Source organism: Oxalobacteraceae sp. CFBP 8761 (assembly GCA_014841595.1).
Taxonomy (GTDB): domain Bacteria; phylum Pseudomonadota; class Gammaproteobacteria; order Burkholderiales; family Burkholderiaceae_D; genus Telluria.
In genome coordinates this window covers 817358-843464 of sequence record JACYUE010000002.1, presented here as the reverse complement: position 1 = coordinate 843464, position 26107 = coordinate 817358, and the positions used below count along the sequence as shown (strand labels likewise).

19 protein-coding genes are annotated in these 26107 nt (G+C 63.6%); 2 read left to right on the top strand and 17 right to left on the bottom strand.

Features of this window, described 5'->3' with window-relative positions:
* Positions 1-14: 14 nt before the first annotated feature.
* Genes IFU00_16065 through gspG form a run of 3 tightly spaced genes read right to left on the bottom strand, consistent with a single transcriptional unit; the run spans position 15 to position 3372 of the window.
* Entirely contained in the window at positions 15-1700 is a 1686-nt protein-coding gene (locus IFU00_16065) for a type II/IV secretion system protein (GenBank protein MBD8543800.1), read from the bottom strand.
* Positions 1697-2884, bottom strand: a complete 1188-nt coding sequence (locus tag IFU00_16060) for a type II secretion system F family protein (GenBank protein ID MBD8543799.1) — start codon at positions 2882-2884, stop codon at positions 1697-1699. Before IFU00_16060 ends, IFU00_16065 begins: the two co-directional genes overlap by 4 nt.
* Positions 2885-2934: 50 nt before the next feature.
* Positions 2935-3372, bottom strand: a complete 438-nt coding sequence (gene gspG / locus IFU00_16055) for a type II secretion system major pseudopilin GspG (protein MBD8543798.1) — start codon at positions 3370-3372, stop codon at positions 2935-2937.
* Positions 3373-3799: 427 nt separating this feature from the next.
* Between gspG and IFU00_16050 the strand changes: the two genes are divergently transcribed.
* A complete protein-coding gene (locus IFU00_16050) occupies positions 3800-4525 on the top strand; it encodes a PEP-CTERM sorting domain-containing protein (GenBank protein MBD8543797.1) in 726 nt (241 codons plus the stop codon).
* A gap of 31 nt (positions 4526-4556) precedes the next feature.
* Positions 4557-7697, top strand: a complete 3141-nt coding sequence (locus tag IFU00_16045; GenBank protein MBD8543796.1) for a S8 family serine peptidase — start codon at positions 4557-4559, stop codon at positions 7695-7697.
* 81 nt (positions 7698-7778) lie between these two features.
* Here the strand turns inward: IFU00_16045 and IFU00_16040 are convergent, their stop codons facing one another.
* The 14 genes from IFU00_16040 to IFU00_15975 form a co-directional block, all read right to left on the bottom strand.
* Entirely contained in the window at positions 7779-8189 is a 411-nt protein-coding gene (locus IFU00_16040) for a hypothetical protein (protein MBD8543795.1), read from the bottom strand.
* Between the two features lie 81 nt (positions 8190-8270).
* A complete protein-coding gene (locus IFU00_16035) occupies positions 8271-8981 on the bottom strand; it encodes a helix-turn-helix transcriptional regulator (GenBank protein ID MBD8543794.1) in 711 nt (236 codons plus the stop codon).
* Entirely contained in the window at positions 8978-9685 is a 708-nt protein-coding gene (locus tag IFU00_16030) for a winged helix-turn-helix domain-containing protein (protein MBD8543793.1), read from the bottom strand. The genes IFU00_16035 and IFU00_16030 overlap by 4 nt, the downstream gene beginning before the upstream one ends.
* A 158-nt stretch (positions 9686-9843) precedes the next feature.
* Complete coding sequence (locus tag IFU00_16025) at positions 9844-10446, bottom strand: NF038129 family PEP-CTERM protein (GenBank protein ID MBD8543792.1); 603 nt, start codon at positions 10444-10446, stop codon at positions 9844-9846.
* Between the two features lie 12 nt (positions 10447-10458).
* The gene (locus tag IFU00_16020) at positions 10459-13437 is read right to left on the bottom strand and encodes an ExeM/NucH family extracellular endonuclease (GenBank protein MBD8543791.1); all 2979 of its coding nucleotides are present in this window, start codon (positions 13435-13437) and stop codon (positions 10459-10461) included.
* Between the two features lie 350 nt (positions 13438-13787).
* On the bottom strand, positions 13788-15206 hold the full coding sequence (locus IFU00_16015) for a mannose-1-phosphate guanylyltransferase/mannose-6-phosphate isomerase (GenBank protein ID MBD8543790.1): 1419 nt from the start codon (positions 15204-15206) through the stop codon (positions 13788-13790).
* Positions 15203-16369: an NDP-sugar synthase gene (locus tag IFU00_16010; protein ID MBD8543789.1), complete on the bottom strand. Its 1167-nt coding sequence runs from the start codon at positions 16367-16369 to the stop codon at positions 15203-15205. The genes IFU00_16015 and IFU00_16010 overlap by 4 nt, the downstream gene beginning before the upstream one ends.
* Before the next feature lie 16 nt (positions 16370-16385).
* Positions 16386-17384, bottom strand: a complete 999-nt coding sequence (gene galE, locus IFU00_16005) for a UDP-glucose 4-epimerase GalE (GenBank protein ID MBD8543788.1) — start codon at positions 17382-17384, stop codon at positions 16386-16388.
* Positions 17385-17987: 603 nt separating this feature from the next.
* Positions 17988-19982: an alginate lyase family protein gene (locus IFU00_16000; GenBank protein MBD8543787.1), complete on the bottom strand. Its 1995-nt coding sequence runs from the start codon at positions 19980-19982 to the stop codon at positions 17988-17990.
* 481 nt (positions 19983-20463) lie between these two features.
* Positions 20464-20946, bottom strand: coding sequence for an MgtC/SapB family protein (locus tag IFU00_15995; GenBank protein ID MBD8543786.1), 483 nt, complete (start codon positions 20944-20946; stop codon positions 20464-20466).
* 119 nt (positions 20947-21065) lie between these two features.
* Entirely contained in the window at positions 21066-21866 is an 801-nt protein-coding gene (gene epsE / locus IFU00_15990; GenBank protein ID MBD8543785.1) for a polysaccharide export protein EpsE, read from the bottom strand.
* A gap of 184 nt (positions 21867-22050) precedes the next feature.
* Positions 22051-23265: an exopolysaccharide biosynthesis protein EpsL gene (locus IFU00_15985; GenBank protein ID MBD8543784.1), complete on the bottom strand. Its 1215-nt coding sequence runs from the start codon at positions 23263-23265 to the stop codon at positions 22051-22053.
* A 36-nt stretch (positions 23266-23301) separates the two neighbouring features.
* Positions 23302-24039, bottom strand: coding sequence for a CAAX prenyl protease-related protein (locus IFU00_15980; GenBank protein MBD8543783.1), 738 nt, complete (start codon positions 24037-24039; stop codon positions 23302-23304).
* A 39-nt stretch (positions 24040-24078) separates the two neighbouring features.
* The gene (locus tag IFU00_15975; protein ID MBD8543782.1) at positions 24079-25980 is read right to left on the bottom strand and encodes an ATP-binding cassette domain-containing protein; all 1902 of its coding nucleotides are present in this window, start codon (positions 25978-25980) and stop codon (positions 24079-24081) included.
* Between the last annotated feature and the right edge of the window lie 127 nt (positions 25981-26107).

Sequence of the window (26107 nt, the reverse complement as noted above, 5' to 3'; positions counted from 1 at the left end):
GCAGATTGGTCCGCCTAAGCATGCAGGGTCACCCGCTTGATTTCATCGATGGTGGTGGCGCCGCGTCGCACCAGGTCGAGCGCAGCCAGGCGCAGGCTGCGCGTGCCGTTGGCGTGGGCCGCGGCCTTGATGCGGCGGATCGGCTGCTTGTCGACGATCAGTTCGCGGATCTCGTCGTTCAGGGTCAGGATTTCGGCAATCGAACGGCGGCCCTTGTAGCCGGTGCCGCGGCAATCGCCGCAGCCCTTCCCGCGCATGAACAGGTAGTCGCCCACCTCGGCACGCTCCAGGTGCACCGAGGCCAGTTCGAGATCCGTCGGATCGTGCTGCTCGCCGCAGCGCGGGCAATTCATGCGGATCAGGCGCTGGGCCCAGATGCCGTTCAGGGCCGAGACGAACGCATACGGATCGATGCCCATGTGCGTAAAGCGTCCGAACACGTCAAACACATTGTTGGCGTGGACGGTCGTCAGAACCAGGTGACCGGTCAGCGCCGACTGCACCGCGATTTCGGCGGTTTCGCGGTCACGGATCTCGCCCACCATGATCTTGTCCGGGTCATGCCGCAGGATCGAGCGAAGGCCCTTGGCAAACGTCAGGCCCTTCTTTTCGTTGACCGGGATTTGCAGGATGCCGGGCAGCTGGTACTCCACCGGGTCTTCGATCGTGATGATCTTTTCGCGGCCGTTGTGGATTTCGGTCAGCGCCGCGTACAGCGTCGTGGTCTTGCCCGAGCCGGTGGGGCCAGTCACCAGCAGCATGCCGTAGGCTTCCTGCGCCAGGTGGCGCAGCGTGACGAGCGATGGCGCATCGAATCCCAGCGCTTCGAGCGTGAGCGAGCCGTAGGCTTCGATCATCGCGCGCTTGTCGAGAATACGGATCACCGCATCTTCGCCGTGAATGCTCGGCATGATCGACACGCGCAAATCGATGTCGCGCCCGGCCGCTTCGACCCGGAAACTGCCGTCCTGCGGCACGCGGCGCTCGGCGATATCGAGTTCGGCCAGCACCTTCAGGCGCGAGATGATGTGCTCGGCCAGCTCGATGCCACCCACGGTCGTGGCGTGATCGAGCACGCCGTCGACGCGGTATTTCACGGCCAGGCCGCCGGCCGTGCTTTCCAGGTGAATGTCCGAGGCGCCGGCCTTGAGCGCGTCGTACAGCGTGGAGTTGACCAGCTTGACGGCCGGGCTGCCCGCTTCGGACACCGAGGCGAACGACAGCACGGTGCCGATCTTGCCGTCGCGCCGGCCGTCGGCTGCCCCACCCACGAGCGAATCGACGGCGCGCGCCGATTCTTCCTGCTTGGACAGGTAGGCCTGGATGTCGGCCTGCTGCGCCAGACACAGTTCGAGTGGCCGGCCAGGTGTGGCGCGCGCCTGGGCGCCGAGCCACGTCTGCAGATCGAGATCGAACGGGTCGGCCACCACGCCAACGAGGCGTCCGTCGGCGTGGCGCAGCAGCGCGCAGTGACGCGACAGCGCCTGCGCCAGCGGCAGCAGGTCGAACGCCGGCGCAAGCAGCAGCATCTCGCCCGTTTCCATGACGGGCAGCGCAAACAGCCCGGCCAGGTCGTCGACCAGTTCACGCGCGTCGCGCCCGGTCAGCGCTTCCAGCTCGGCCACGAGGCCCCGGCGCGATACGTTGGACGCTGCTCTGGCCTGCGCCAGGATGGCGGGATCGAACGGCGCGGCGGTCACGACATGTCTCCTGCCAGATCGAAGATCGGCATGTACAGCAGCACGACGATGGCGCCGACCACGAGGCCGATGGCCGCCATCAGCAGCGGCTCGAAGGTGCGCGTGAAGCGGTCGATCCAGCGCCCGATCTCGCCATCGTAGAACGCGGCCGACTGGGTCAGCATCGGCCCCATCTCGCCCGTGCGCTCGCCCACGCGCAGCATGCGCAGCGAGATCGGCGTGGTCAGGCCATGGGCTTCGAAGGCGTTCGACATCGGCTCGCCCGACTCGATCGCGGCGCGCGCCGCCGCCAGGTTTTTTGCCAGATGCGGCGAGACCATTTGCTGCACGGTTTCGATGGCGCCGACGATCGTGATGCCGCCTTCGGTCAGCATGCCGAGCGTCAGGTACAGGCGTGAGAGTTCATAGACGCGCGCACGCTCGCCGATGCCGGGCACGCGCCGCAGCAGCCGGCCCATGCCGCCGCTGCGGCGCAGATGGCGGATGCCGGCGACGATGCTGGCGACCACCAGCACGGCACCGATCAGGATCGCCGTCCCGTGGCCGGACGCGAACTGGCCCCAGTCGAGCAGCCGCTGCGACAGCCAAGGCAGGTCGCGCCCCGCGCCCTGGTAGACCTCGGCGAATTTGGGCACCACGTAGCCAATCAGGAAGCCGGACACGCCCCCGCCGACCATCAACAGAATCACCGGATAGATCGAGGCGCTGACGATTTTGGCGCGCACGGTGTCGATGCGCTGCTGGTAATCGATGTAGCGCGTCAGTGCGCGCGGCAGATCGCTGGTGCCTTCGGCGGCGCGCACGATGCCGATGTACAGCGGCGGGAACAGCGCTGGCTGCGCCGCCAGAACGGCCGAAAAACGCTTGCCTTCACGCAGGCCGCCGAGCAGGCGTTCGAGCACGGCGCGGGTGGGCGCGGCGCTTTCCTTTTCCAGCAGGGCTTCGAGACTTTCGACGATGCCGAGACCAGCGTTGAGCAGCGCGAGCAGCTCCTGGCTGAACAGGACCAGAGATAATTTGGCGCCGCGCGAACTGACCAGGCGTGCGCCGCGCGCCGGTTCGACGGCGCTGACGAACAGGCCGCGCGCCTCGATCTGGCGGCGTGCATCCTGCGCATCGAGCGCATCCACGACGAGGTTGGCGATCGACATGTCGGGCGCGAGGGTACGAACGGCAAACTGCATGGGCGGTGCTGTCAGGTGGGTGATGCAGACAATGAGGCGAACAACGTCGTTCAGTTCGACGTGATGTCGGCGTTCTCGCCAGCGCCGCCGGGCTGGCCGTCCTTGCCCAGCGAAAGCACTTCGTATTCGGCCCGGGCGCCGGGCGCGCGGTACTGGTACGCATTGCCCCACGGATCGAGCGGCACGGCTTTCTTCAGGTACGGGCCATTCCATTTGACGCCGGCGCTGGGTGGCGCCGTCATCAGGGCCGCCAGGCCTTCTTCGGTGGTCGGATAGCGCCCCACATCGAGCCGGTACGTATCGAGCGTTTTATCGAACGCGTCGATCTGGGCCTTGGCCGCGGTGACTTCGGATTTGCCGAGCTGGGAAAAATATTTCGGGCCGACATAGGCCGCAAGCAAACCGATGATGACGATCACCACCAGCAATTCCAGCAACGTGAACCCGGCGCTGCGACGCGCGGCGCCCCGTTTCATGGCAAAAAACATCAACCGACTCCTCATGTGCTTCTCGAAAAAAATACCTCTGAACGGTATCACGCGCTCTAGCAGAAGGACAACTCTTGTTTTGCGATACCACCCAGCGTCAAAGCTGTAGACCCGAAACAAACAGCACCTTGTTCAATTACCGTTACAAAAACACCACAATTCATACCGACGTCATAAAACCGTAAAACAAAGACTGGTCGCTGTAGAAACCGAATTTAATTAATCAATTGTTCGAAAACTCAAGATTTTTCCTGTTAAGAATTTTTACATTTTAATTATTTCCATTGATATATTTATTTACAACGCAACACATAGTTGCACTTTTACCGGTCTTGCCGTATCGCGGCAGGAACCAACCCAACGACAAAGGCACATCATGATTCGGCAAGCACGATTGGCATCACCGACCCTCGGCAGCACCCTTGCAATGTTATGCAGCGCCACGCTTGGCGCTGTCGTCCTGACCGCGTCGGCCCAGGCAGCCACCATCGGCTTCGAAAGCGGCTATGGGGCTGTCGCGCATGGCGAGACCTACCAGGAGTCGGGCTTCTCGATGCGGTTCGATGCCTACAACCCGCAAGCCGACAGCAGCACCGGCGTCGGCGCCTTTGTCGATGGCAGCGACCCATGGGCCTGTGACATGGCATGCCCGGTCAATAATTCGAGCATGTACTACGGCGCCTTCAACGACAGCGTCGTCTGGATCACTGCCGAGGACCGCAATCCATTCCGTATGCTCGGCGTGGACGCGAGTTTCATTGGCAATACGACCGAACTTGGCGGCTACCCGGCAATTTCAGGCCTGCTGCGCGTGCAGGGCTTTCGGGCCGACGGCACATCGTCTTTTATCAACCTGGCACTTGATGGTCCATCCGGGGCTGGATTCGAATTCGGCAGCTATGACATGGACACGTTCTCGCGACTGGAGTTCATGAGAATCGCTCTCTTTGGCTTCGTTTGCGATGCCGCGCGCGAATGCGGCTCCTTCAATACCAATCAGGGGCAGTTTGCGATCGATAACCTCAACCTGGAATCAGGCCCGGCCGCCGATGTGCCGGAACCGGCCACCGCCCTGCTGTTCGGCCTCGGCATCGCCGGCCTGGCCGCCAGCGCACGCCGCCGCCGCAGCAACAGCCTTGCCATCCGCGCCTGACCCCCACAACGTATCCCGGGAACGAATCACCATGAAACTCCGTCCGCTTTCTGCTGCAGTACTGCTGGTCTTGTCCAGCCTGACGATCACCGTCCAGGCCGACGACGTACGCCGCCCATACATCATTCAACTGGCCGACAAGCCAATCGCCGGCTACACCGGCGAGATCGCCGGCATGCCTGCGACCCAGCCGACCGCAGGCAGCCGCCTGAACCTGGAAACCCAGAATGTAGTTCTCTACAACAACTACCTGACCCGCAAGCAGGCAGCCGTGCGCGCCGTCGTCGCCAGCGCACCGGTGCTGCACGAATACAGCGTGGTCCTGAACGGCTTTGCCGCCATGCTGACCGATGCCGAAGTGCGCACGCTGATGGCGCGCACCGACGTGGTCACGGTCTCGCCGGACGTACCGCGCGAACTGGCCACCACCTACACCCCGACCTTCCTCGGCCTGGATCAACCCGGCGGCCTGTGGTCGCAGCTCGGTGGCCAGGGCGCCGCCGGCGAGGACATCATCATCGGCATCGTCGACGGCGGTATCTGGCCCGAGCATCCATCGTACGCCGACCGTGTCGACGCCAACGGCAAGCCGACCTTCGCCACCAGCGGCTCCATCGTGTACGATGCGCCGCCTTCGCGCTGGAAAGGCACGTGCCAGACCGGCGAAGGCTTTACCGCCGCCGATTGCAACAACAAGCTGATCGGCGCCCAGTATTTCGACGCCAGCTACCGCTCGAGCAACCGGGTGAGCCACTGGACCGAATTCAATTCGTCGCCGCGCGATTCGATCGGCGGCACCACCGGCGAAGGCGGCCACGGCACCCACACCTCCACCACGGCCGGCGGCAATGCCCGCTCGACCGCGATTGTCGGCGGCGTCGCCATCGGCGAAATGAGCGGCATCGCGCCCCGTGCGCGTATCGCTTCGTACAAGGTCTGCTGGACCTACCTGGATTCGGGCCAGGCCAGTGGCCGGCGCAATGCCTGCTTCACCGGCGACAGCGTGGCCGCCATTGAAAAAGCGGTCGTCGACGGCGTGCACGTGATCAACTTCTCGATCAGCGGTGGTGAGTCGATCATCGACCCGGTCGAGCAAGCCTTCTTCAATGCCTCGAACGCCGGCGTGTTCGTTGCTGCCTCAGCCGGCAACAGCGGCCCGGCAAACACGGTTGCCCACATCAGCCCATGGCAGGCAACGGTTGCCGCCTCGACCCACAACCGCGAACTGCAGGCCACCGTCACCCTCGGCAACGGCCGCAGCTTCCGCGGCGCCTCGATGAACTCGACGGCCGTGGGTCCGGCGCCAATGATCACCGCCGAATCGGCGGCGCTGCCTGGCGCCAATCCGACGCTGGTGGCACGGTGCTACAGCGCCAGCGAAAACGGCGGCCAGGCCGTGCTCGATCCGGCCAAGGTGGCCGGCAAGATCGTGACCTGTACCCGCGGCGGCAATGCGCGTGTCGACAAGAGTCTGGCCGTGAAGGACGCCGGCGGTGTCGGCATGGTGCAGATCGACAACGGCTCCGGCCTGGTTGCCGAAGTACATGCAGTCCCGTCGGTGCACGTCAACGCCAACGATGGCGCTCTCATCAAGGCGTATGCCGCAACGTCCGGCGCCACCGCGTCGATCTCGACCTTCGTGATCGGCACGTCGAGCGTGTCGGCACCGATGATGGCCAGCTTCTCGTCGCGCGGCCCGAACCGCTACGACCCGAACGTGCTCAAGCCTGACCTGACCGCACCTGGCGTGGACGTCATCGCCGGCGTCTCGCCGAACATGACCGAAGCGCAGCGCGCAGCGCTGCTGACCGGCACGCTCGATCCGGTGCCGGTGGCCTGGGCGTCGTACCAGGGCACGTCGATGTCGAGCCCGCACGTGGCCGGCCTGGCCGCCCTGCTGCGCCAGCAGCATCCGACCTGGTCGCCAGCCATGATCAAATCGGCACTGATGACGACCGCCACCGACACCTTTGCCGATGCGATCCAGTCCGGCGATACACGCGGGCGTCTGCCGTTCGGTCAGGGCGCAGGCCACGTGGCACCGAACGCTGCGGCCAATCCGGGCCTGGTGTATGACATCACCGAACTCGATTACCGCAAATACATGTGCGGCGCGGGCATCGCAGCGCAATGTAGCGGCGGTAGCATCGCCGGCTACAACCTGAACCTGCCATCGATCGCGGTTGGCAATGTTCTGGGCACCGTCACCGTCACCCGCTCGGTCACCAATGTCAGCGACAGCGAATCGACCTACACGCCGACAGTGGCGATCACGGGCTTTACCGCCACGGTCAGCCCGACCTCGCTCACCGTGCCGGCCGGCGAGACGCGCCAGTACAGCGTGACGCTGACCCGCACCAACGCCGTCGAGAATGTGTGGCAGTTCGGTTCGCTGACCTGGTCGGACGGCACCCACCGCGTGCGCAGCCCGATCGTGGCCCGCTCCGGCCGCCTGATCTCGGCGCCTGCCCTTGTGGAAAGCGACCGCGCCAGCGGCGGCAAGTCGCTCACCATCAGCACCGGGTTCGCCGGCAAGATGGGCGTGGCGGCCGGCGGCATGAAGGAAATCAACCGCATTGCCGGCACCGTGGGCACCGCCAACCCGGCGATCTTCAGCACCCGGGAAACGATGCGCCAGGCCTGCCTGGCCAGCGTACCAGGCGTGTTCGTGTCCAAGGTAGTGGTGCCAAGCAACACGATGGCGGCGAAGTTCGAACTGTTCGACCGTGACATCACGGGCGAAGGCACGAACGACCTCGACCTGCTCGTGCTCAACGGTGCGAATGCCGATGTGGGCTATTCGGGCAACGGTACGTCGGACGAAATGGTCACGCTGACCTCGCCGAGCGCCGGCACCTACACGGTCTGCGCCCTTGGCTACGACACCGTCAACGGCGGCGTGATCGGTTTCGGCCTGCATGCCGGCGTCGTCACCACGGCCGACCGCGCCTACAACTTCAAGGCGCTGGTGCCTGCCCAGGTGTACGTGGGCGGTACGGCAACGGTCACCACGAGCTGGTCGGGTCTGCCAACCGGCAAACGCTTCCTGGGCGCCATCCGCTTGCTTGAACCAAGCGGCGCGGTTGCCTCGACGACGCTGCTGCAGGTGGAAACCAACAGCCCGATTCCACGTGCGGCCTCGGGCGCACGCAAGAAGGACCTGGGCCGGTAAAGTGATGGTGTGGTAAACGACAAAGCGCGCCTCGGCGCGCTTTGTCATTGCAGGCGACTACAACCTTCGCCGGATAAGCGATTAATTGGCTGTGGACCCGGTGCCGAGCTGGCAGGTGCCGGCCACGCAGACCGCGCCCGGATCGGCTTTCAGCATGCAGGTCGACACCATGCCGCTGGCCGTGAGCGCGGCCTTGGTCTCGGCATACGAGCGTTCGGACAGTGCGCGCAGCGCATTGGCGTCGCTCTTTTGCGTGGAATACGGCAGGTATTCCTGCGGGCCGCCACAGGCCATGGCGCCCACCGGCAGCGTGCGGCATTGCGCGTTGTCGCTGCACGTCGGCGTGCCGATCTGGCGCCGGATGTCGGCCAGCGTAGTGGCAGGCGCCGTGCTGATCGAGGTTTCACCCTTGACCTGGGCGCGGACGGGACCTTGGGCCTGGCTCGTGCAGGCGGCGCAGCTGACGAGCAGCAAAAGTAAGAGTTTGTTCATGGGGCTATCTTCGCGTGCGTTCGGCGTGCGGTCAAGCGAATTGCGCCCGCCAAGCCGGCCACGATGTTCTTGCAGCGACGCTCAGAGCAGGCGCAGCGCCATGCAGCGCGCCACCGCGTGCGCGCGGTTCGCCACGCCCAGCACCCGGTAGCTGCGCTGCAGGTGGTTCTTCACCGTCAGCGCGCTGATGCCAAGCTGGCGCGCCACTTCTTCGTTGCTGTGCCCCGCCCGTATACGGTCGAGCACGGCCAGTTCGCGCCCGCTCAGGGCCCGCGCCGGCGCGCTGTCGGCACCCTGCCCGGCGCTGGCAGCGACCGGCATGCGCAGCAATCCCAGATGCAGATACGGCAGCAGCAACTGCAGAAAATAGACGTGGCGCGCATCCGGCCGCGATGGCATGCCCAGCAGCGCGAATACCGTGCCGGCTGTCCCCGGCTGCGCGCTGCCATGCACGAGCGCGTGGTCCATGCCCGTCGCGCGCAAGGCGGCGTCATTGCTATCGATCACGGTGGGCATGGCGCGCTCCGCCTGCCAGCGCGTGACCAGCGCCGGCGCCACATCGGCCTTGAGCTGCGCCAGCGCAGCGCGGTCGAGCACGGCGCGGTGCAGGCACTCGACATGGTCGACGACGCCGGTCGCATCCAGCGTCACGCACAGCATGATCTCGTGGGGCAGCAGCGCCTGGAACGCCCCCTGCGTCCACAGGAACAGCTGGCGCCGCTCGGTGAGTCCGACACCCGACTCGATCGTACGCAGCAGGTATTCCTGCTCCAGCTTGTCGAGGATCGTCATGCTGCCCGCACCAGCGCCGGCAGGCCGGCAGTGAAGCGGTAACCGGCGCCGCGCACGGTCTGGATGCGCTCGCCCTGCCCGTCCGGGCCCAGCGCCTGGCGCAGACGCCCGACATGGGTGTCGACGGTCCGTTCGTCGAGCACGGCATGACGGCCCCAGACACGGTCGAGCAACTGCGGCCGTGAATGCACGCGCTCGGGATGGCGCATCAGGAATGCCAGCAGGCGAAATTCGATGGGGCCGAGCAGGATCGGGCGACCGCCGGCACTGACTTGCAACGTGTCCGGATCGAGGTGCAGGCCACCGTCGCGCAGAGCGGCAGCGCCGGCCGGCGCCAGGCGGCGCAGCACGGACTGCGTGCGGGCAAGTAATTCGCGGGTGCTGAATGGCTTGGTGACGTAATCGTCGGCGCCCGATTCCAGCGCCAGCACCTTGTCGGCCTCGGCGCCGCGCTCTGTGAGCATGATCACGCCCATGTCGCGCGTGCTGGCGTGCGCGCGCAGACGGCGCACCAGGGTTTCGCCACTCTGGCCTGGCAATTCCCACTCGATCAGCACCAGATTCGGCAAACCGCGCACCATGCGTACCAGTGCGCTTTCCGCATCCGGACAACACTCCACCAGATAGCCGGCACTGACGAAATTGAGTCTCAATAATTGCTGGACAGCAGGGTCAGGATCGACCGCGAGAATCTGGACTGGCATGGAAGGCATATGTAATGTCTGCGCGACAATACAATGACTATGCCCCAAGGATCAAATGTTTATAAATACAATTTCTTTATCGTATTTATATGTTTATAAAATAAATACAGCACAGCGGCCTGTTGGTCGCTGCGCTGTATATACCTGCAGTGCAGGGTTTAGCCGCGCTGTTGCATCCGGCGGGTGGCGACGATCAGTAACAGGCCGGTGGCCAGCAGCAGCCATTCGCCTGGTTCCGGGACTTCGGCAACCTGGGCCACTTGCGCGACCCCTGGCGCATACACGATCAGTTCGTCTGCCAAGCCAGGCACCAGATCAATCGTGAACAGGTCGCCATCAGCGCCCAGGAAAGTGTCGAAGGTATCGTTCAAGAGCGCCACATTGAACAGCGTACCGAATACGTCGTTGCCCAGGTCGAAGCTCACATCGAACGACAACCACCCGCCGAAGTTAACCGCCTGGTCAAACAAGTTCAAGCCCGTCGAATTGCCCAGCGTTACGCCGCCAACGACATCGCCAGTGACATCACCCGTGGCTTGGGGCGCGCCCACGAAGTTGCCACTGAAGTTGCTTGCGTTGGCGAAGCTCTGCCCGGCGTCGCCGACAGCGTTGAAGCCCATCGACAGAAAGCCCGTGCTGCCGGCCAGGGACGACGTGTCAAGCGAGACGCGGTACAGCGGGCCGGCCAGCGCGGCCGGCGCACCAACTGCGATCGAGAGCGCCAGCAAGATGCGGAAGAACAGGGAATAAAGGTTGTTCATTTCATTTTCCTTTTAAAGCGCGCCGGAAACCAGCTGCGGCGTGTAAGTGATGGACCGTCGGTCGGTATTGGTGAACGTGGTCGTGAATGTGACGACAGCGCCTGGTGCAATGCTGGCTTGCGGCAGCGTCAGGTACGGCGCGCCATTGCGCACACCGCTGCGGTTGTCCAGCGTGACGCCTTCTGACAAGCCCGGCAACACGAAATGTAGCGGGCCGCTCAGCACCGTCGCGCCCGTGTTGGTGATGGTGATCTTGCCGCTGTACTTGCCGGTGACGCGGTTGAACGCAAGGCCGCCGACGGCAACCTTGACACTGCTCGTAACATCGCTGTACGCCGGCGTCAGGTTCAGGCTCACCACCAGCGGATCGTGATCCGATGCACGGTAGGCATTGTTGCGGAAAGGATCCTGCACGGTGTCGTTCAGGTTGTAGTCGATGGTTTCCGGCTCATCCGCATTGCTGTGCCATTCAGCGGCGCCCACCACTTGCGTTGCCAGCGAGCTGCTTGCCAGTGCGTGGTCGAGGTAGCCCGACAGGCCGTCGAACACATACGAGTACGGCATCGCGTTCGGGCGCACGAAACGCTCGAGCAGGTTGACCATGCCGGCCACGCCGGTCAGGTGGTTGATCGGGCTTTCGAAGGCGTAGGCGTTCAGGTCACCAATGACCAGCACGTCCGGGTCGCCAGCGGCCGCGATCACTTGCGGGATGAAGTACGACGTCAGGCGCTGGGCCTGTGCGGTACGGGTACGATCCCAGCAACCTGCGCCATTGCCCGGATCGGTATCGCCGGCGCCGGCGCCGCTGCAACCGCCCTTGGATTTCAGGTGGTTCACGACCACCGAGAACTTGCCCCCGCCATTGCTGGCCATGAAGGTCTGGGCCATCGGCGCACGGTTGTTGACGGCGTTGCCGTCCGACAGCGCACCGCCCACCAGCGACACGACCGATGGCTTGTAGATCATCGCCACGCGGATCGCATCGGTGCCCAGCGCGACCGGCTGCGGCACGACGGCGTACTTGCCCGGCGCCGTGGCCGCGTTGAGCTGCTCGACCAGGTAGCCAACTGCGATGTCACGGTTGTTCTGGATTTCCATCAGGCCCACCACATCGGCATCGAGCGCGGCCAGCGACTTGACGATCTTGTCGCGCTGGCGGATGAATTCGGCCGTGTTGTCGGCACCGCGGCAGTTGCCGGCGGACGTCGAGTTGCCGATCGTGCAGCCCTGGCCGGTGCGGCCCCAGGCGTCACGCCCGTCGGTGAAGGTCGTGAAGAAGTTGAGCACGTTGGCGCTGCCGACCTTGATGCCCGCAGGCAGGATCGGCGCAGCGGTGCGCTCATTGGTGCGGGCAAAGGTCGGGGCCATGGTCGGCTGCAGCTTGAAGCCGGCGCCGCCACCGCCCAGCGCGCCATAGTCGATCACGCCGGTCAGGTCGGTGACGGTGTCGCCGACGCGCACGGTGCCATCGTCGGCCAGGTACGGAATCACGGCTGGCGCGACGAAGATGCCGTCGTCCAGCACGATCTGGTTGGCCTGGTGTTCCTGGTACAGGGCCAGCGCTTCGGGCGAACCGAGGAGGAAGCGGTTGGTCGGATTTTCGCGGCGACCATTGGCAAGGATCAGTTCGCCACGGTCGCCGACGTTGCGGTTGCCATTCACCGTCAATGGCGACGTGAAGCGCACCAGCATGGCTTCGACACTGGCCAGATCGGTGTTCGGCAGCACGATATTGGTCGGCGTAACGGTCGGACCGGTACCCAGGCGCTGTACGCCGGTGACGTTGGAAAATTCGGTATAGCTGCGGGTGGCGCCGGTCGGACGGTATTCGATGATCGTTCCGGTCACGCGCACCAGTTCGCCGATCGGCGCATCGGTCGAGGCACCAAAGACATACAGGCCGTCCGACGTCGACGGGTCGCCATCGCCGGCGGCATCCTGGATGAAGAAGCCGCTGCCGACCTTGGCCGTGATCACGCCTTGCGTGGACTGGACCGTGCCGACATACGGGCTGGTTGCGCCCGAGCCCTGAATGGCAGGAATGCGCAATTCACCGGCGACATTGACGTTGACGGAGCAGGTTGCGGCGTCACCGGCGGCATTGCCGAACTGGATCTGGACCGGATAGCTGCCCGCGGCCAGCGTGTCGGCAATGACGAGCTGCGCCTGGGCACGTCCGCCAACGGCGCCGGCTGCTGCGAAGTCGAGCAGGCTGATGCCGGGACGGGCGCCGGCGATGATGCTGGCGCTGTTGACGATGCTGTCGCCGTCGATGGCCGACAGGACGGTCGACGAACTGCTGCCCTGCGCGACCTGGACCGCCGCCGGGCAGGTCAGCACGATCGGCTGCACGACCGGACCGCCGCATGCCTGGATGGCCGAGCCCGTGCTGCGTGGGCCAGTGACGGGCGCGGCGGCAAAGTCGTCACGGTTGTTGTCGGTGTCCTGGCAGCCCAGTGCGGCGCGCTGGATCGAATTGACGGTCGATGGGACCGGTGCTGGCGCGCCTTCGGCGTGGTTGGCGCTGCCGAAGCCCACCAGGTCGATCAGGTTCGTGCCATTGCCCGCCGGCATCTGCGTGATGCTACCGGACAGCGCCACCTTGCCCCCACCTGCCGCCATGTCAAAGCTGGCGCTGGTGACGTCGCCCGTGCCCACTGGCATGGCGTTGGCCTGGGTGCCGGTGCGGCCGACCATCAGGAAATACTGACCGGGCTTGAGTTCCACGGGTGGCAAACGCGTGACCGAATTCCAGGTAGTGCCGCCCGCGGATTGGTATTGCAAGCTCATGCCATCCAGACTGACCGGCGAGGAACTGCGATTGAACAGCTCGACGAAGTCGTGGCTCCACTGACCGCCGGCATTGTTCGAATGGGCGTACAGCTGGCTGATCACAACGTCGCCCGGAGCAGCCGAAGCTGTCGCAGCAAAGCCCGCGATCAAGGTCGCCAGCAGCGTGCGCCGTGGCATGAAAGATGCAAAGGTGGTCATGGATTCCCTGTTGGTTGTCGTGCAAGACATGCTTGCGGCATTCATTAACAAAAATCATAGTAAATGCGCAAATTGACAACATGATGACGCTGCATTAGTCCGAAGGAACTAATCTTCAGCATGCATACAACACAATTGGGAATTAAGTCGTAGGACGACCTCTAACAGACAAGCCCATTGCCACCAGCGCGCGGCAGGCAGCATTCGTCGGTGTGGAAAAAGCGTGGACCTGGCCGGGGTTGGACAGGTAATACAGGTTTTGGTCACCCAGTAGCGCGTGGCGCCACTGTCGCTGATACCCGATCGGTCAAGCCGACCGTCCAGGTATCAGCGTAGTACGGCCTGGTGAATCAGGCGCGCTTGTAGATATCTTCGAAGCGGACGATATCGTCTTCACCCAGATAGCTGCCGGACTGCACTTCGATGATGTGCAGCGGCAGTTTGCCCGGGTTTTCCAGACGGTGGTTCATGCCGATCGGGATGTACGTCGATTCGTTCTCGGACAGCAGGCTGACCGTATCGCCGCACGTCACGCGCGCCGTGCCCGACACCACGACCCAATGCTCGGCGCGATGGTGGTGCATCTGGAGCGACAGTTTCTCGCCCGGCTTCACCGTGATGCGCTTGACCTGGAAACGGTCGCCCGCATCGATGCCTTCGTAGTGGCCCCACGGACGATACACCTTGGTGTGGTGCAAGTGCTCGGTGCGCTCTTTCGACTTCAGGTGTTCGACCACCTGCTTGACGCGCTGCACCTGGCTCTTGCTCGTGACCAGCACGGCATCCTGCGTTTCCACGACAACGATGTCTTCGAGACCGACGACCGCCACGATGCGGCTTTCGGCGCGCACCAGCGAGTTCTTCACGCCATCCAGATACACGTCACCGCGCTGGGCATTGCCGTTGGTATCTTTCGGCTGGGTTTCCCACAGGGCCGACCACGAACCGACGTCATTCCAGCCGATGTCGGCCGGCACGACTGCCGCGTCACGCGTGTGCTCCATGACCGCGTAATCGATCGAATCGGACGGGCACGCCGAGAAGGCGGTTTCGTCGAGACGGCAAAAATCGAGGTCGCGGTAGGCAGCATGCATGGCCTGGTCGGCAGCGGCGGCGATGGCCGGCGCATGCTCTTCCAGTTCTTTCAGGTAACGGGCGGCGCCGAACATGAACATGCCGCTGTTCCAGTAATACGTGCCTTCGGCAACAAAGCCTTCGGCGGTGGCGGCATCCGGCTTTTCGACAAAGCGCGCCACGTTGTAGCAATCGCTGCAATCGGCCACCGGTTCGCCGCGGCGGATATAGCCGTAGCCGGTTTCCGGGGTCTTCGGCACGATGCCGAAAGTGGCCAGCTTGCCGGCCGCGACCAGGCGCGTCGCGCGCTCGACCGCTTCACGGAAGGCTGCAACGTTTTCGATGACGTGGTCGGCTGGCAGCACCAGCATGACGGCTTCCGGATCGATCTGTTGCAGATGGTGCGCAGCCGCCGCCACGGCTGGCGCCGTATTGCGACCAACTGGCTCGAGCAGGATGCCCAGCGGCGTGATGCCCACTTCGCGCAACTGCTCTGCCACCATGAAACGGTGGTCATTGCCGCATACCACCAGAGGAGCCATCAATCCAGGCCAGTTCGTCACGCGCAAGGCAGTGTCCTGCAGCATGGTTTTGTCGGCAACCAGTGGCAGCAACTGCTTTGGCAGAACGGCACGCGACAGGGGCCAGAGGCGGGTCCCGGCGCCGCCGGAGAGGATGACTGGATAGATTTTCATGCGCTGACTTTCTCTTTCTTTGACTCGTTGGTATCTGGGGTGTCCTTGCGACGCGAAGTGCGGCGATCGCGTGCATTGAGCCACTCTTCGGAAGAATACTCGGAAGTGTGCTTCATCTCGCCATTTCGGTCGACACTGTATTCCTTGAATACAATCATTTCATTCAATGTTACATCATGCAATACCCGGGTGTATTCAAACAACACGCTGCGAACGACTTCGGCGCCTTCGCAGATGTGGCTGCCGTGGCCGATCCAGGTCGGGCCCACGATGCGCGTACCCGCCTCGACTTTGCAGCCGGAGCCGATGTACACCGGGCCTTCGATCGTCGTGCCTTCCCAGTCGATGCTGGTGTTCAGGCCAACCCAGACGCCCGGCTTGATCTGGATGCCCGGCACGTGCATGTGGTTCACTTCGCCGGTCAGCACCGTCTGCAGCACTTCCCAGTAGTCGCTCATGGTGCCGATATCGAGCCAGTTGAACGGCCGGCCCTGCGCATAGAACGGCAGGCCGCGCTCGGCCAGCAGCGGGAACAGATCCGAGCCGATGTCGAACGAGACGCCCGACGGGATCAGGTCGATGACTTCTGGTTCGAAGATATAGATACCGGTCGAAATGAAGTTGGACTTGGCGTCGGCTTCGGCTGGCTTTTCCTGGAATTCCTGGATACGGCCTTCTTCATCGGTCACGACCACGCCGTACGACGAGACTTTGTCCCATGGCACTTCCTTGGTGATGACGGTGGCCATCGCGCCCTTGCGGCGGTGTTCCATCAGGGCTGCCTTCAGATCGAGGTCGATCAGCGCGTCGCCGCACAACACGACCGTGGTGTCGTCGAAGAAGCCGCCGAATTCCTGGATCTTTTTCATGCCGCCGGCCGAGCCGATCGGCATCGGCACGACTTCGCCGTCGTCCTTCGTGTAACCCTCGAACGAGTAGCCGATCTGGACGCCGAACTGCTCGCCTTCGCCGAAGTACTCTTCGATTTTTTCATGCAGCCAGCTGACGTTGACCATGATTTCGGACACGCCGTTTTTTCGGAGGTGGTCCACCAGGTAGGCCATCACGGGCCGGCCCAGCAACGGGATCATCGGTTTTGGCAGATCGTAGGTGAGTGGACGCACGCGCGTCCCTTTGCCTGCGGCGAGAATCATGGCTTTCATTCGATGTTCCTTTGAATTATTTGGCAGTGGTTTGGTAGCGCCATACATCGGCGCACATTTGAGCGACATCGCGTTCGGCGGTCCAGCCGAGTTCGTCGCGTGCCTTGGCCGGGTCGGCGTAGCATTTCGCCACGTCACCAGGGCGGCGGTCGACGATCTGGTAGGCGACCGTGCGGCCACTGGCCGCTTCGAATGCGCGAATCATTTCCAGGACGCTGTTGCCGCGCCCGGTACCAAGGTTGTAGGCGACGATGCCCGGCCCTTTGGCCAGGCGGTCCAGCGTCTTGACGTGGCCGATGGCCAGATCGACGACGTGGATGTAGTCACGCTGGCCGGTACCGTCGGGCGTGTTGTAATCGCCCCCGAAGACCGACAGTTTCTCGCGCTGGCCATTGGCAACCTGGGCAATGTAGGGCACGAGGTTGTTTGGAATGCCGCTTGGCTCTTCGCCGATCAGGCCGCTCTCGTGGGCGCCCACCGGATTGAAGTAGCGCAGCAGCGCAATGCGCCAGTCGGGCTGGGCCTTGGCCAGGTCTTGAAGGATCTCTTCGATCATCAGCTTGCTGCGGCCGTACGGGTTCGTGGCCGAGAGCGGGAAGTCTTCGCGGATTGGCACCGAGGCCGGATCGCCATACACGGTGGCTGACGACGAAAACACGAGCGACTTGCAACCGAACTTGGCCATCGTTTCAAACAGCACGACGCTGCCCGAAACATTGTTGTCGTAGTAACGCAGGGGCTCGGCCACGGATTCCCCTACCGCCTTCAGGCCAGCGAAGTGGATGACGGCTTCCGGCTTGTGCTCGGCGAACGCCGCTTCCATCGCCGCGCGATCGCGGATGTCCGCTTCGACAAAGGCGAATGGCTTGCCGCTGATGCGCTGCACGCGGTCGCGTACCGACAATTGGGCATTGGACAGGTTGTCGAGCACCACCACGTCGTACCCTGCGCTTTGCAGCTCAACGACGGTGTGCGAACCGATGTAACCGATACCGCCAGTAACGAGAATCTTCATGTGTTTGCTCTCTGCCTTCACTTTTTGTGATCGATTGTGTGCAATAGCCGTGATGCTTCCAGCCAGTGCTTGATGCCAGTTACTGCTGTTTGTTGCTGTTCTCTGCTGGTGCGCGCGTTCTCGGAACGTGGCAACCATTGTGCTTCGAACAACGGGACCGGCGCGATAGCCGGTTGCCGCGGTTGCGGCGCACCATGCCTAGAATACATCTGCCCGACCCGCGCACGATATCTTCGTGAGTACCCAACGAGAATTCGTGCCTGCCCGCCCCTTGCACGTGCCCGGCGCCGCAGTACGGATCGAGTTCACCGGATGTGGCTGGACCCTGTAAAAGAGGCGCAGCAACACGGTTCAGGATATACCGCAGCTAAAGCTTATCTATTTTACAATGCATTAACCGATTCTGTGCGCACGCACGCGTGTGCACGGGCAACACTCGTTCCCGTGCTCAAGATTGCACTGCAACATGAAGTTCAGAGCGCGCCCTGCTCCCGGGGTTTCGCAACAACATACCGTTCGTCAAGCAATCAGCGGGTGCAGCGAAGTGGAGCGAGGTGCAGCGACCAAACGCGTGCGCGGCATGCCTTTGCTACGGGCAGTGCGCTACTTTTCGTCGATGAACGTGATGGAAAACTTGCACTCCACCGGCACGGCAGACGACACGGTCGAGATCCGCAAGACGTCGCACGGCACCTTGGACTGGTATGTGGCCGAGTACCATCCGAGCGGCGGATTTTCGGCGCCGCGCACCAGCTCCAGATGCAAGTCCTCGCCACTGGCCTGCATCTGCAGCACGAAGCGGCGGCCCCTTACGGCCAGGCCGTTGCTGGTCAGGCGCACGTCCAGCCCGGGCGCGAAGTGCCAGAACAACTCGACCTTGTGTGGCTTCTTGCCGGACACCTCGTCGCGCACGGTCAGCGTGTTGCTGGCGCTCTCGAAGCGGACACTGCGTACATGGCGGACTGGATCGGGCAGACGCGCATAGCCGTCGTGCGACCCACGGAAATCGAATTCGTGGGGCGAGGCCGGCATGCGCTCGATGCTGGCGACGGCCTTGCGCAGCCACATGAAACGCCCACCCGAAACCGATTGATCAACACCGTCGATGCGCACCGTATTGTGGCTGGACGTGCCGCGAAAATAATCGCGCCATTTGTCGTCCTGGCCGTACGAATAGGTCCCGGGATCGACCAGGCAAGGTTCACCCGCGATCGACAGGGCCAGCGCCAGCGCATCGGCGTGACCGTGCGCAGCCACGCCCAGATAGCCCAGTGGGCCGCAGTCGAGCAAGCCCTTGATTTCGTCCGCTTCACCAAAGCGATTGCCGAACAGCAGATAGCCACCATCGGGAAAGGCCCAGCCCGTATCGACCTCGTGCGGATCGCAATCGGGCCGCCCGCCCGGCAACGTGTGCAGCAGCCAGCGCACGCCGGGGTGGCTGTCGGCATGGCCGCCGAAGACGGTGTCGCCCAGCGCCAGCAACTGCGCGGCGCGGTCCATGCCCGAGGCGTCCAGGCGGAACACACAGCCATCGTCGGCGTCGCCTACGGCCGGCACATTCCCACCGACGTCGCGTACCGAGCGCAAGAAGCGCAGCGCGCGCTGCAGACTACCCCAGTAAGCACGCGAAAACGGTCGCAGGCTGTGGCCGCCGGTCTGGGCCAGCAAGCCGGCCACAAACAGGAATTCGCAGACGAACAAGTGGTAGCCAAAGGCCTGCTCACGGTTGACACCATCGCGCGAGAATTGCGCCTGGGCTTCCACTTCCAACTCGTTCTGCGCCAGCGTCTGCCAATCGCGCGATTCTTTCCAGCACGGCCAGGTGACTGCGCCCATGTACAGGCCGGCCAGTTCACCGATCAGATGGTTGTTGGCTGACGAATGGCGCGACAGATGGCGCGCGATCGTACGGCAATGGGCGTGGATGCTGCCGAGCCAGTCCGCGCGCAGGCGCTGCCCGGCATCGCCCTCGAACAGCGCGCTGCGGTCCCCACCGATCAATTGCCAGATCAGACTCCAGTTGATGAGCCGGATGCCCAGTTCCCGCGAACTGGTCCAGTTGGGGCCGGTCAGCGGTGGACACTGCTCGAGCCAGCTGCGCAGGTTTTGCGCAAGCGCATCCATCCAGCGCGCATCGCGCGTGAGCGTCCAGGCCTGTGCCAGCCGCACGAGGTGCAAGTGACGATTCAGTTCCCAGACATGCTTGATGTCGCCCACCAGTTCGCGGTCGGTAATGGCGAGGTCGCCCCGGTACACGGCCGGCGCGGTCACACCGGTGTCGGGGTCGCGGTTCCATGCGGTTGGCACACCCACGTCAAAGCGGCCATCGGCAAACAGCACGACGTGCCCTGCGCAGATGCGCTCCGCGTCGAGCAGCAGCGCCTCGACCTCGCCTGGATCGAGCTCGGGCGCACCGCGCACGCCTAAATTAAGTGTCGGCACGGCCGGCGGCGCCGAGCGCGCCAGCGCCAACTGCGTGCGGCCCGCCAGGCTCCGCCCCAGCCGGATCGCAGTGGCCTGCTGGACCCGGTACCCCATCTCAGCCACCGACATGCAGCGCAAGCGGTTGACCAGCCACACCATGTTTGTTCCGTTCATTGCGCTTCCTTCATGCAGAATCTGCCTCATCAACCGATTGCCATCCGCCGCCAAGCGTCCGTGGATCGCAGCGTACCTCCGGTGTAGGGGCGATGAACGCCGCACCCTCGCGCTCAAGCACTTGGTAAAGGCACAATTTTTCCGATAATACATTCAAGTGTGTCGCGAGCTACGCACGATTCGGGGTGCGTATTCGCGGACGGGCAGCTTGCCACGATGGTACAAAATCGGGCAGTTTTGACCGGGTTTGAGAATGCCGCGTGGGTCGCCACGCTGTCATCTGGAAGAAGGCAAACGAGGTCACATTGCCATTGCCGCAGCAAGAAGTTGGCAAACAACAACAAGATAGCCGGTGCAACAGCGGGTCAGCGAATCGCATAATCAGGCAGTTGTCATCGGCGCTGATACTTTGAACCGCACATGAGACCTCGGCGCGCTGGCGCGTACACCCGGGTCACTGGCGTACGCAGCCGTCCCACTGTCAGTCAGCGTTGCGCTTGCTGGGCGAGCGAACAAACGCGAGGATCACCAGTCCAAACATTGCGCTCAGCACTGCCGTGCCTTCGCGCCCCATGCCGGCGGAAACGCCAATGGCCGCCGTCATCCAGACACTGGCGGCAGTGGTCAATCCCTTGATATCGTTCTGATCGCGCTGCTTGAGAATCGCGCCAGCGCCAAGGAAACCAATACCAGCCGTGACACCCTGCAACACGCGTGACAGGTCCTGGATCGTCATGCCGGCCTGCAATGGAATCAAGACGAACAATGCCGAGCCAACCGAGACCAGCATGTGCGTGCGCAACCCGGCCGAAGCCCCTTTCGTTTCGCGCTCATAGCCAAGCAAACCACCCAGCACCGCCGCCACCAGCAGACGCACGACGATGATCGTCACATCCTCGGCATCGCCCAGATCGGAAAATTCGTGTTGAATCGTCTCCCAGCTTTCTGTCCACCACGCTTGCATGCCTCTATCCTTGATCAATGTTTTCAAGGAAATGATGCCATCCATGCAAGAAGTGTGTCGCCACGCTGGCCCTGTTGGGCTGGTGGCAACGTCGAAGTAGGCGCGAAGGCGATGGACGTTTAGAACCAGCTTTCGCGCACGACGATCACGTCATCGACCTGGACGATGTCGCTGGCACGGGCGTCCAGGGAGATTGGCTGCCCGCCGTCTGCCTTGCGCGTGATGCGGATGCCATTGCTGCTGCCGCGCGGACTCAGGCCGCCGCCAGCCGACAAGGCTTGCTGGACCGTCATGCCGCGCTCGAGCCGGAATGGTCCCGGGCGGCTGACTTCGCCCGTGATATACGCCCGTGGCGCGCGTTCGACAAAGATGATGTCGCCGCCGGCCACTTCCACATCCCTGTCGAGTTCGCCTTTGCGCACCATGTCGACCACATCGATGGTCTCGCGCAGGGTCTTGCCATCGCGCGTGCGCACCAGGCTGATCATGTCGCCGCCATCGCCATGAATGCCGCCCGCTAGCGCCAGCATGTCGAGCACGCGCCGGCGGCCGTCTACCGGATAGCGCCCGGGCCGGTTTACATGGCCCAGCACCGAAATCTGCTGGCTCGCCAGGGTCGTCACCAGCATATTGACCTGGGCCTGCTTCAGGTAGCCACCCTTTTCGAGCAGGCTTGCGATGGTCTTCTCGGCTGTCGCCACCGGCATGCCGCCGACGGCCACCTGCCCCAGCCACGGAAACGTGAGATGGCCGCTTTCACTGACGCGGGTCTCGATTGACAGGTCGGGACTGCCATACACCGACAGCTTGACCACATCCCCCGGCCCCAGCAGCACCTCGGCCGCGCCAGCTGTGACCATGCCCATGCCCATGCCCAGCATCAACGCCAGGGCCACCATCCATGTGACGATACGTTTCATGATTCCTCCAGCATCGTTGATCGTTGCAACGGGGCGGCAAATACATGCCCGACATGCCATTCGATGCGTCAGCAACCCATCGGTTCCACTGAAAAGCCACTGGCCTGATTGCGCTAGCGCCAGCGCAACCAATCCGCGTTTTTCCGCAAAAAAAAACATCAACATCACGGCCGCAGGATCGGCATCAGAACAACACATTGGCGCTGACCTGCACCACGTTCGCATCGAACTTGCCAGTGCCGAGCCCGGACGCGGTGCGCGCCTGGTGGACAACCGCGGCAACGACCTTCACCCCGGGCCGGGCCTGCCACACGGCGCGCACGCTGGCCGACCGGATCGCGTCACGCAGCGCGTCGGCGCCGGTAAAGTCACCCCGCCCCGTGTAGCTGCGCCGCTCGTACGTCGCGCTGGCCTCGAGCGCCAGCCTGGCGCTGGCAGCCCAGTTGACGCCGACGCTGACGCCCTTGTTGAGCGTGTAACTGACCAACGGGCTTTCGATGGGCGCGAACTCGCGCCACACGCCCGCCTGATAGCTGACCTCACCGCGCGGCGTGTAGAACGCATTGATGCGGCCGTTGATGCCGCTCGTGACGCCTTCGCCGTACGACGGCTGCTCGCGCCGCACGTAACCGGCCAGACCCTGCACCGTGGTCGAGCCAGTGGCGAGCCAGTTCACGCGCAGCTTGAGTTCGTCCTGCGTGAAATCGTCTGTCAGCATCGTCGCGATGGCTGGCCGACGGTATGGATAACTGCCCTTGACGCGGCGTGCGACCAGGCCCAGTGCGCTGCCACCCCTGGGCTGGTACAGCAGTTCGGTTTCGAATGCCTTTTCGGTGCGGTTGTTGAAGCGCTGGATCGCCAGGTCGTAGCTTGCCTTGTCGCGCTCGGCGCCTGCGCGCAGTTTCCAGCTCGGGTGCAGCTGCCAGCCGGCATCGAATGCCTGGCGGCGCTGCTGGCGCAGGTTGCGCTGGTCGCTGTTGAAGTCGGTATACGGCGCGAGTGTGCGGATATCCAGCGCCTCGACGCGGCCGTCGAACTGGGTTCCGATGTGCCAGAACCACGTCGCTTGCAGGTCGTGGCCGGTGTAGTCGAGCTGCCTGAAGCGATCGAACGCATTCTTCGACACCTTGGCGGTGGCCGCGATACGCTGGCGGCTGATGTGTTGGTCGAGCGCCACACCCGCTTCGAACGTGCGGTAGCTGTCGCTGCGCCCGCCGCCGAACGCGGGCGCACCGTCAGCCTGGCGCAGGAGGTTGTCGTCGTGGGCCCAGCCGATGCCGGCGAGCAGTTGTATGCCTTCAGCTGGCGCCGTGGACGCCGCGCCTGCAGGAAAGCACCAGAGGGCACCGGCGCACAGCGCGACCGGAGAAAGGCGATGCAACGCTGAAGGGGCTGGCATGGTCATCGTCTTCCACGGGTCGTACTACCGGAGGAATCACCAGAATTGCCAGCCCCCTGTGTAGACGACCCAGACGCCCAGCAACCCATTCGTGACAGCGTGGGCCAGGATGGGCGACCACAGGTTGCGGTGCCTCATATACAACACGCCATACGCCACGCCGGCCACAATACCGGCCAGCCACAGCGTGTGCTCAAAGCCGAACAGCACGCATGGGATCACGAACGCCTTGAATCCGATACGCGCCGGATCAACGAGTGTGAAGTTGGCCTGTTCGATCCAGCGCATCAGGAACGAGCGCCAGAACAATTCTTCCATGACGGGCACGACCAGCGCCGCGCCGGCGATACGCAGCGTCACCATCAGCCAGTCGATCTCGCCATGCGTGCGTGGATCGTAGCCGGGCGAGCTGCCCAGCGTCATCCAGGGCAGCGTCAGATTGACCCATAGCACCAGCACGATCACGCCGACGACCATGGCAACGAGCGTGTGCGAGAGGCGCAAACTGAACCGGTGCAGCTCGTCGTACTGGCGCCAGAACACGGCCAGCAGCGCCACCACGGCGCCGGCCTGTACCGGATACAGCCAGCGCAGGTCGGCCCGGCTCATCCCCATGCGTTCGAGCAAGTCGCCAATCACCATGAACAGGATATAGGTGCCGAATGGCAGAATCCGCGCCCAGGCGGCGCGGGTCAGGAAGGGTTCGTCGGCCGCAGGGGCCGCAGACCCCGGGCCCGCTGGGCGGGCGGCGCGCGATTCGTTGTTGTCGATCATGAAAAGTCGCTCCGCCTGGTCATTGGCCGCCCCTGTTGCTTACACGCCGCGCGAGCGCGCTTCGATCGTTTCCCAGCGCTCGAGTGCGTCGAGCAGCAAATCTTCGATTTCGGCAAAGCGCGCATTGATGCGCTTGGCATCGGCCGGGTTCTGCTTGTAGAAGTCCGGGCCATTGAGCTGCGCGGTGATGGCCGACTGTTCGTCTTCCAGCGTCGCGATCAGCTTCGGCAACTCTTCCAGCTCGCGTTGCTCCTTGTAGCTCAGCTTGACTTTCTTGGCGGCCGGGGCCGCCGTGTCGTCCGCTTTCGGCGCGCTGGTCTTGACCGGCGCCTGGACCACCGGCGTGGCCGCCTTGACGCGTTCCCAGTCGGTATAACCACCGACGAATTCGCGCCACTTGCCGGCGCCTTCGGCCACGATCACCTGCGTGACGACGTTGTCGAGGAACGTGCGGTCGTGGCTGACCAGGAACACGGTGCCCGTGTATTCCTCGAGCAGTTCTTCGAGCAGCTCGAGCGTGTCGATGTCCAGATCGTTGGTCGGCTCATCGAGCACGAGGCAATTGGCCGGCTTGGCGAACAGACGCGCCAGCAGCAGGCGGTTGCGCTCGCCACCGGAGAGCGACTTGACCGGCGAACGTGCACGTTCCGGCGAGAACAGGAAGTCGTTCAGGTACGTCATCACGTGACGGCGCTGGCCATTGATCTCGACCCAGTCGCTGCCCGGTGCAATGGTGTCAGCCAGGCTGGCTTCTTCATTGAGCTGGGTGCGCATCTGGTCGAAGTACGCAACGTTCAGCTTGGTGCCCAGGCGGACCTTGCCGCTGTCGGCCGTTTCTTCGCCCAGGATGATCTTGAGCAGCGTCGTCTTGCCGGCGCCGTTCGGTCCGATCAGGCCGACCTTGTCACCGCGCATCAGCGTGCCGGTGAAGTTGTCGACGATGACCTTGTCGCCATACATCTTCGAGATGTTCTCGAGATCGGCAACGATCTTGCCCGAGCGTTCGCCCGTGGCGACGTCCAGCTTGATCTGGCCCTGCTGGTCGCGGCGCACCGCGCGCTGCGAACGCAGTGCTTCCAGGCGGCGCACGCGGCCTTCGTCGCGGGTGCGGCGTGCCTGCACGCCCTTGCGGATCCACACTTCTTCTTGCGCCAGGAATTTGTCGAACTTGGCGTTTTCGACTTCTTCATTGGCCAGCAGCTCTTGCTTGCGCGCCTGGTAAGTCGTGAAATTGCCCGGGAACGACAGCAGACGGCCGCGGTCGAGTTCAATGATGCGGGTAGCAACGTTGTCCAGGAAGCTACGATCGTGGGTAATGAACAGGACCGAGCCGCGGAATTCGCGCAGCAGGCTTTCGAGCCACTTGATCGACGTGAAGTCCAGGTGGTTGGTCGGCTCATCGAGCAGCAGGACGTCCGGCGCCGACACCAGCGCCACGGCCAGCGCGACGCGCTTTTGCATACCGCCCGAGAGCGTGCCCATCAGCGCGTCGCCCGACAGGTTCAGGCGATCGAGCGTGGTTTCGACCTTGTGCGCCAGGTTCCAGCCGTCGTTCGCATCGAGCTTGGTCTGGATCACATGCATGCGCTCCATCAGCGCGTCGTCGTCGCCCTGGCCGAACTTGCCGGTGAGTTCTTCGTATTCGGTCAGCATCGCCTGCTGGTCGCCCATGCCGCCGGCAACCACGGCAAACACCGTCATGCTCAGGTCAAACACCGGTTCCTGCTCGACATAGGCGATGGTGACGCCCTGCTGCATGACCAGCAAGCCATCGTCCAGACGCGAACGGCCCGAAATGACTTTCAGGAGCGAGGATTTGCCGGTGCCGTTGCGGCCGATGAGGCCGACGCGTTCGCCGGTCTCGAGGGAAAAATCAGCGTGGTCGAGCAGCGGCACGTGGCCGAAAGCAAGTTGAGCGGAACTAATGGAGATGACAGCCATGATCGGTATGCGTTTCGTCGCGCGAAAAATTCTTGGCGCGGGAAGAAAAGGTGCGTTGATTGATTAAGGGGCACATTGTACCGACTGCCGGGCATGAACCTGCATTTCTATTTCGATCCCGGCTATA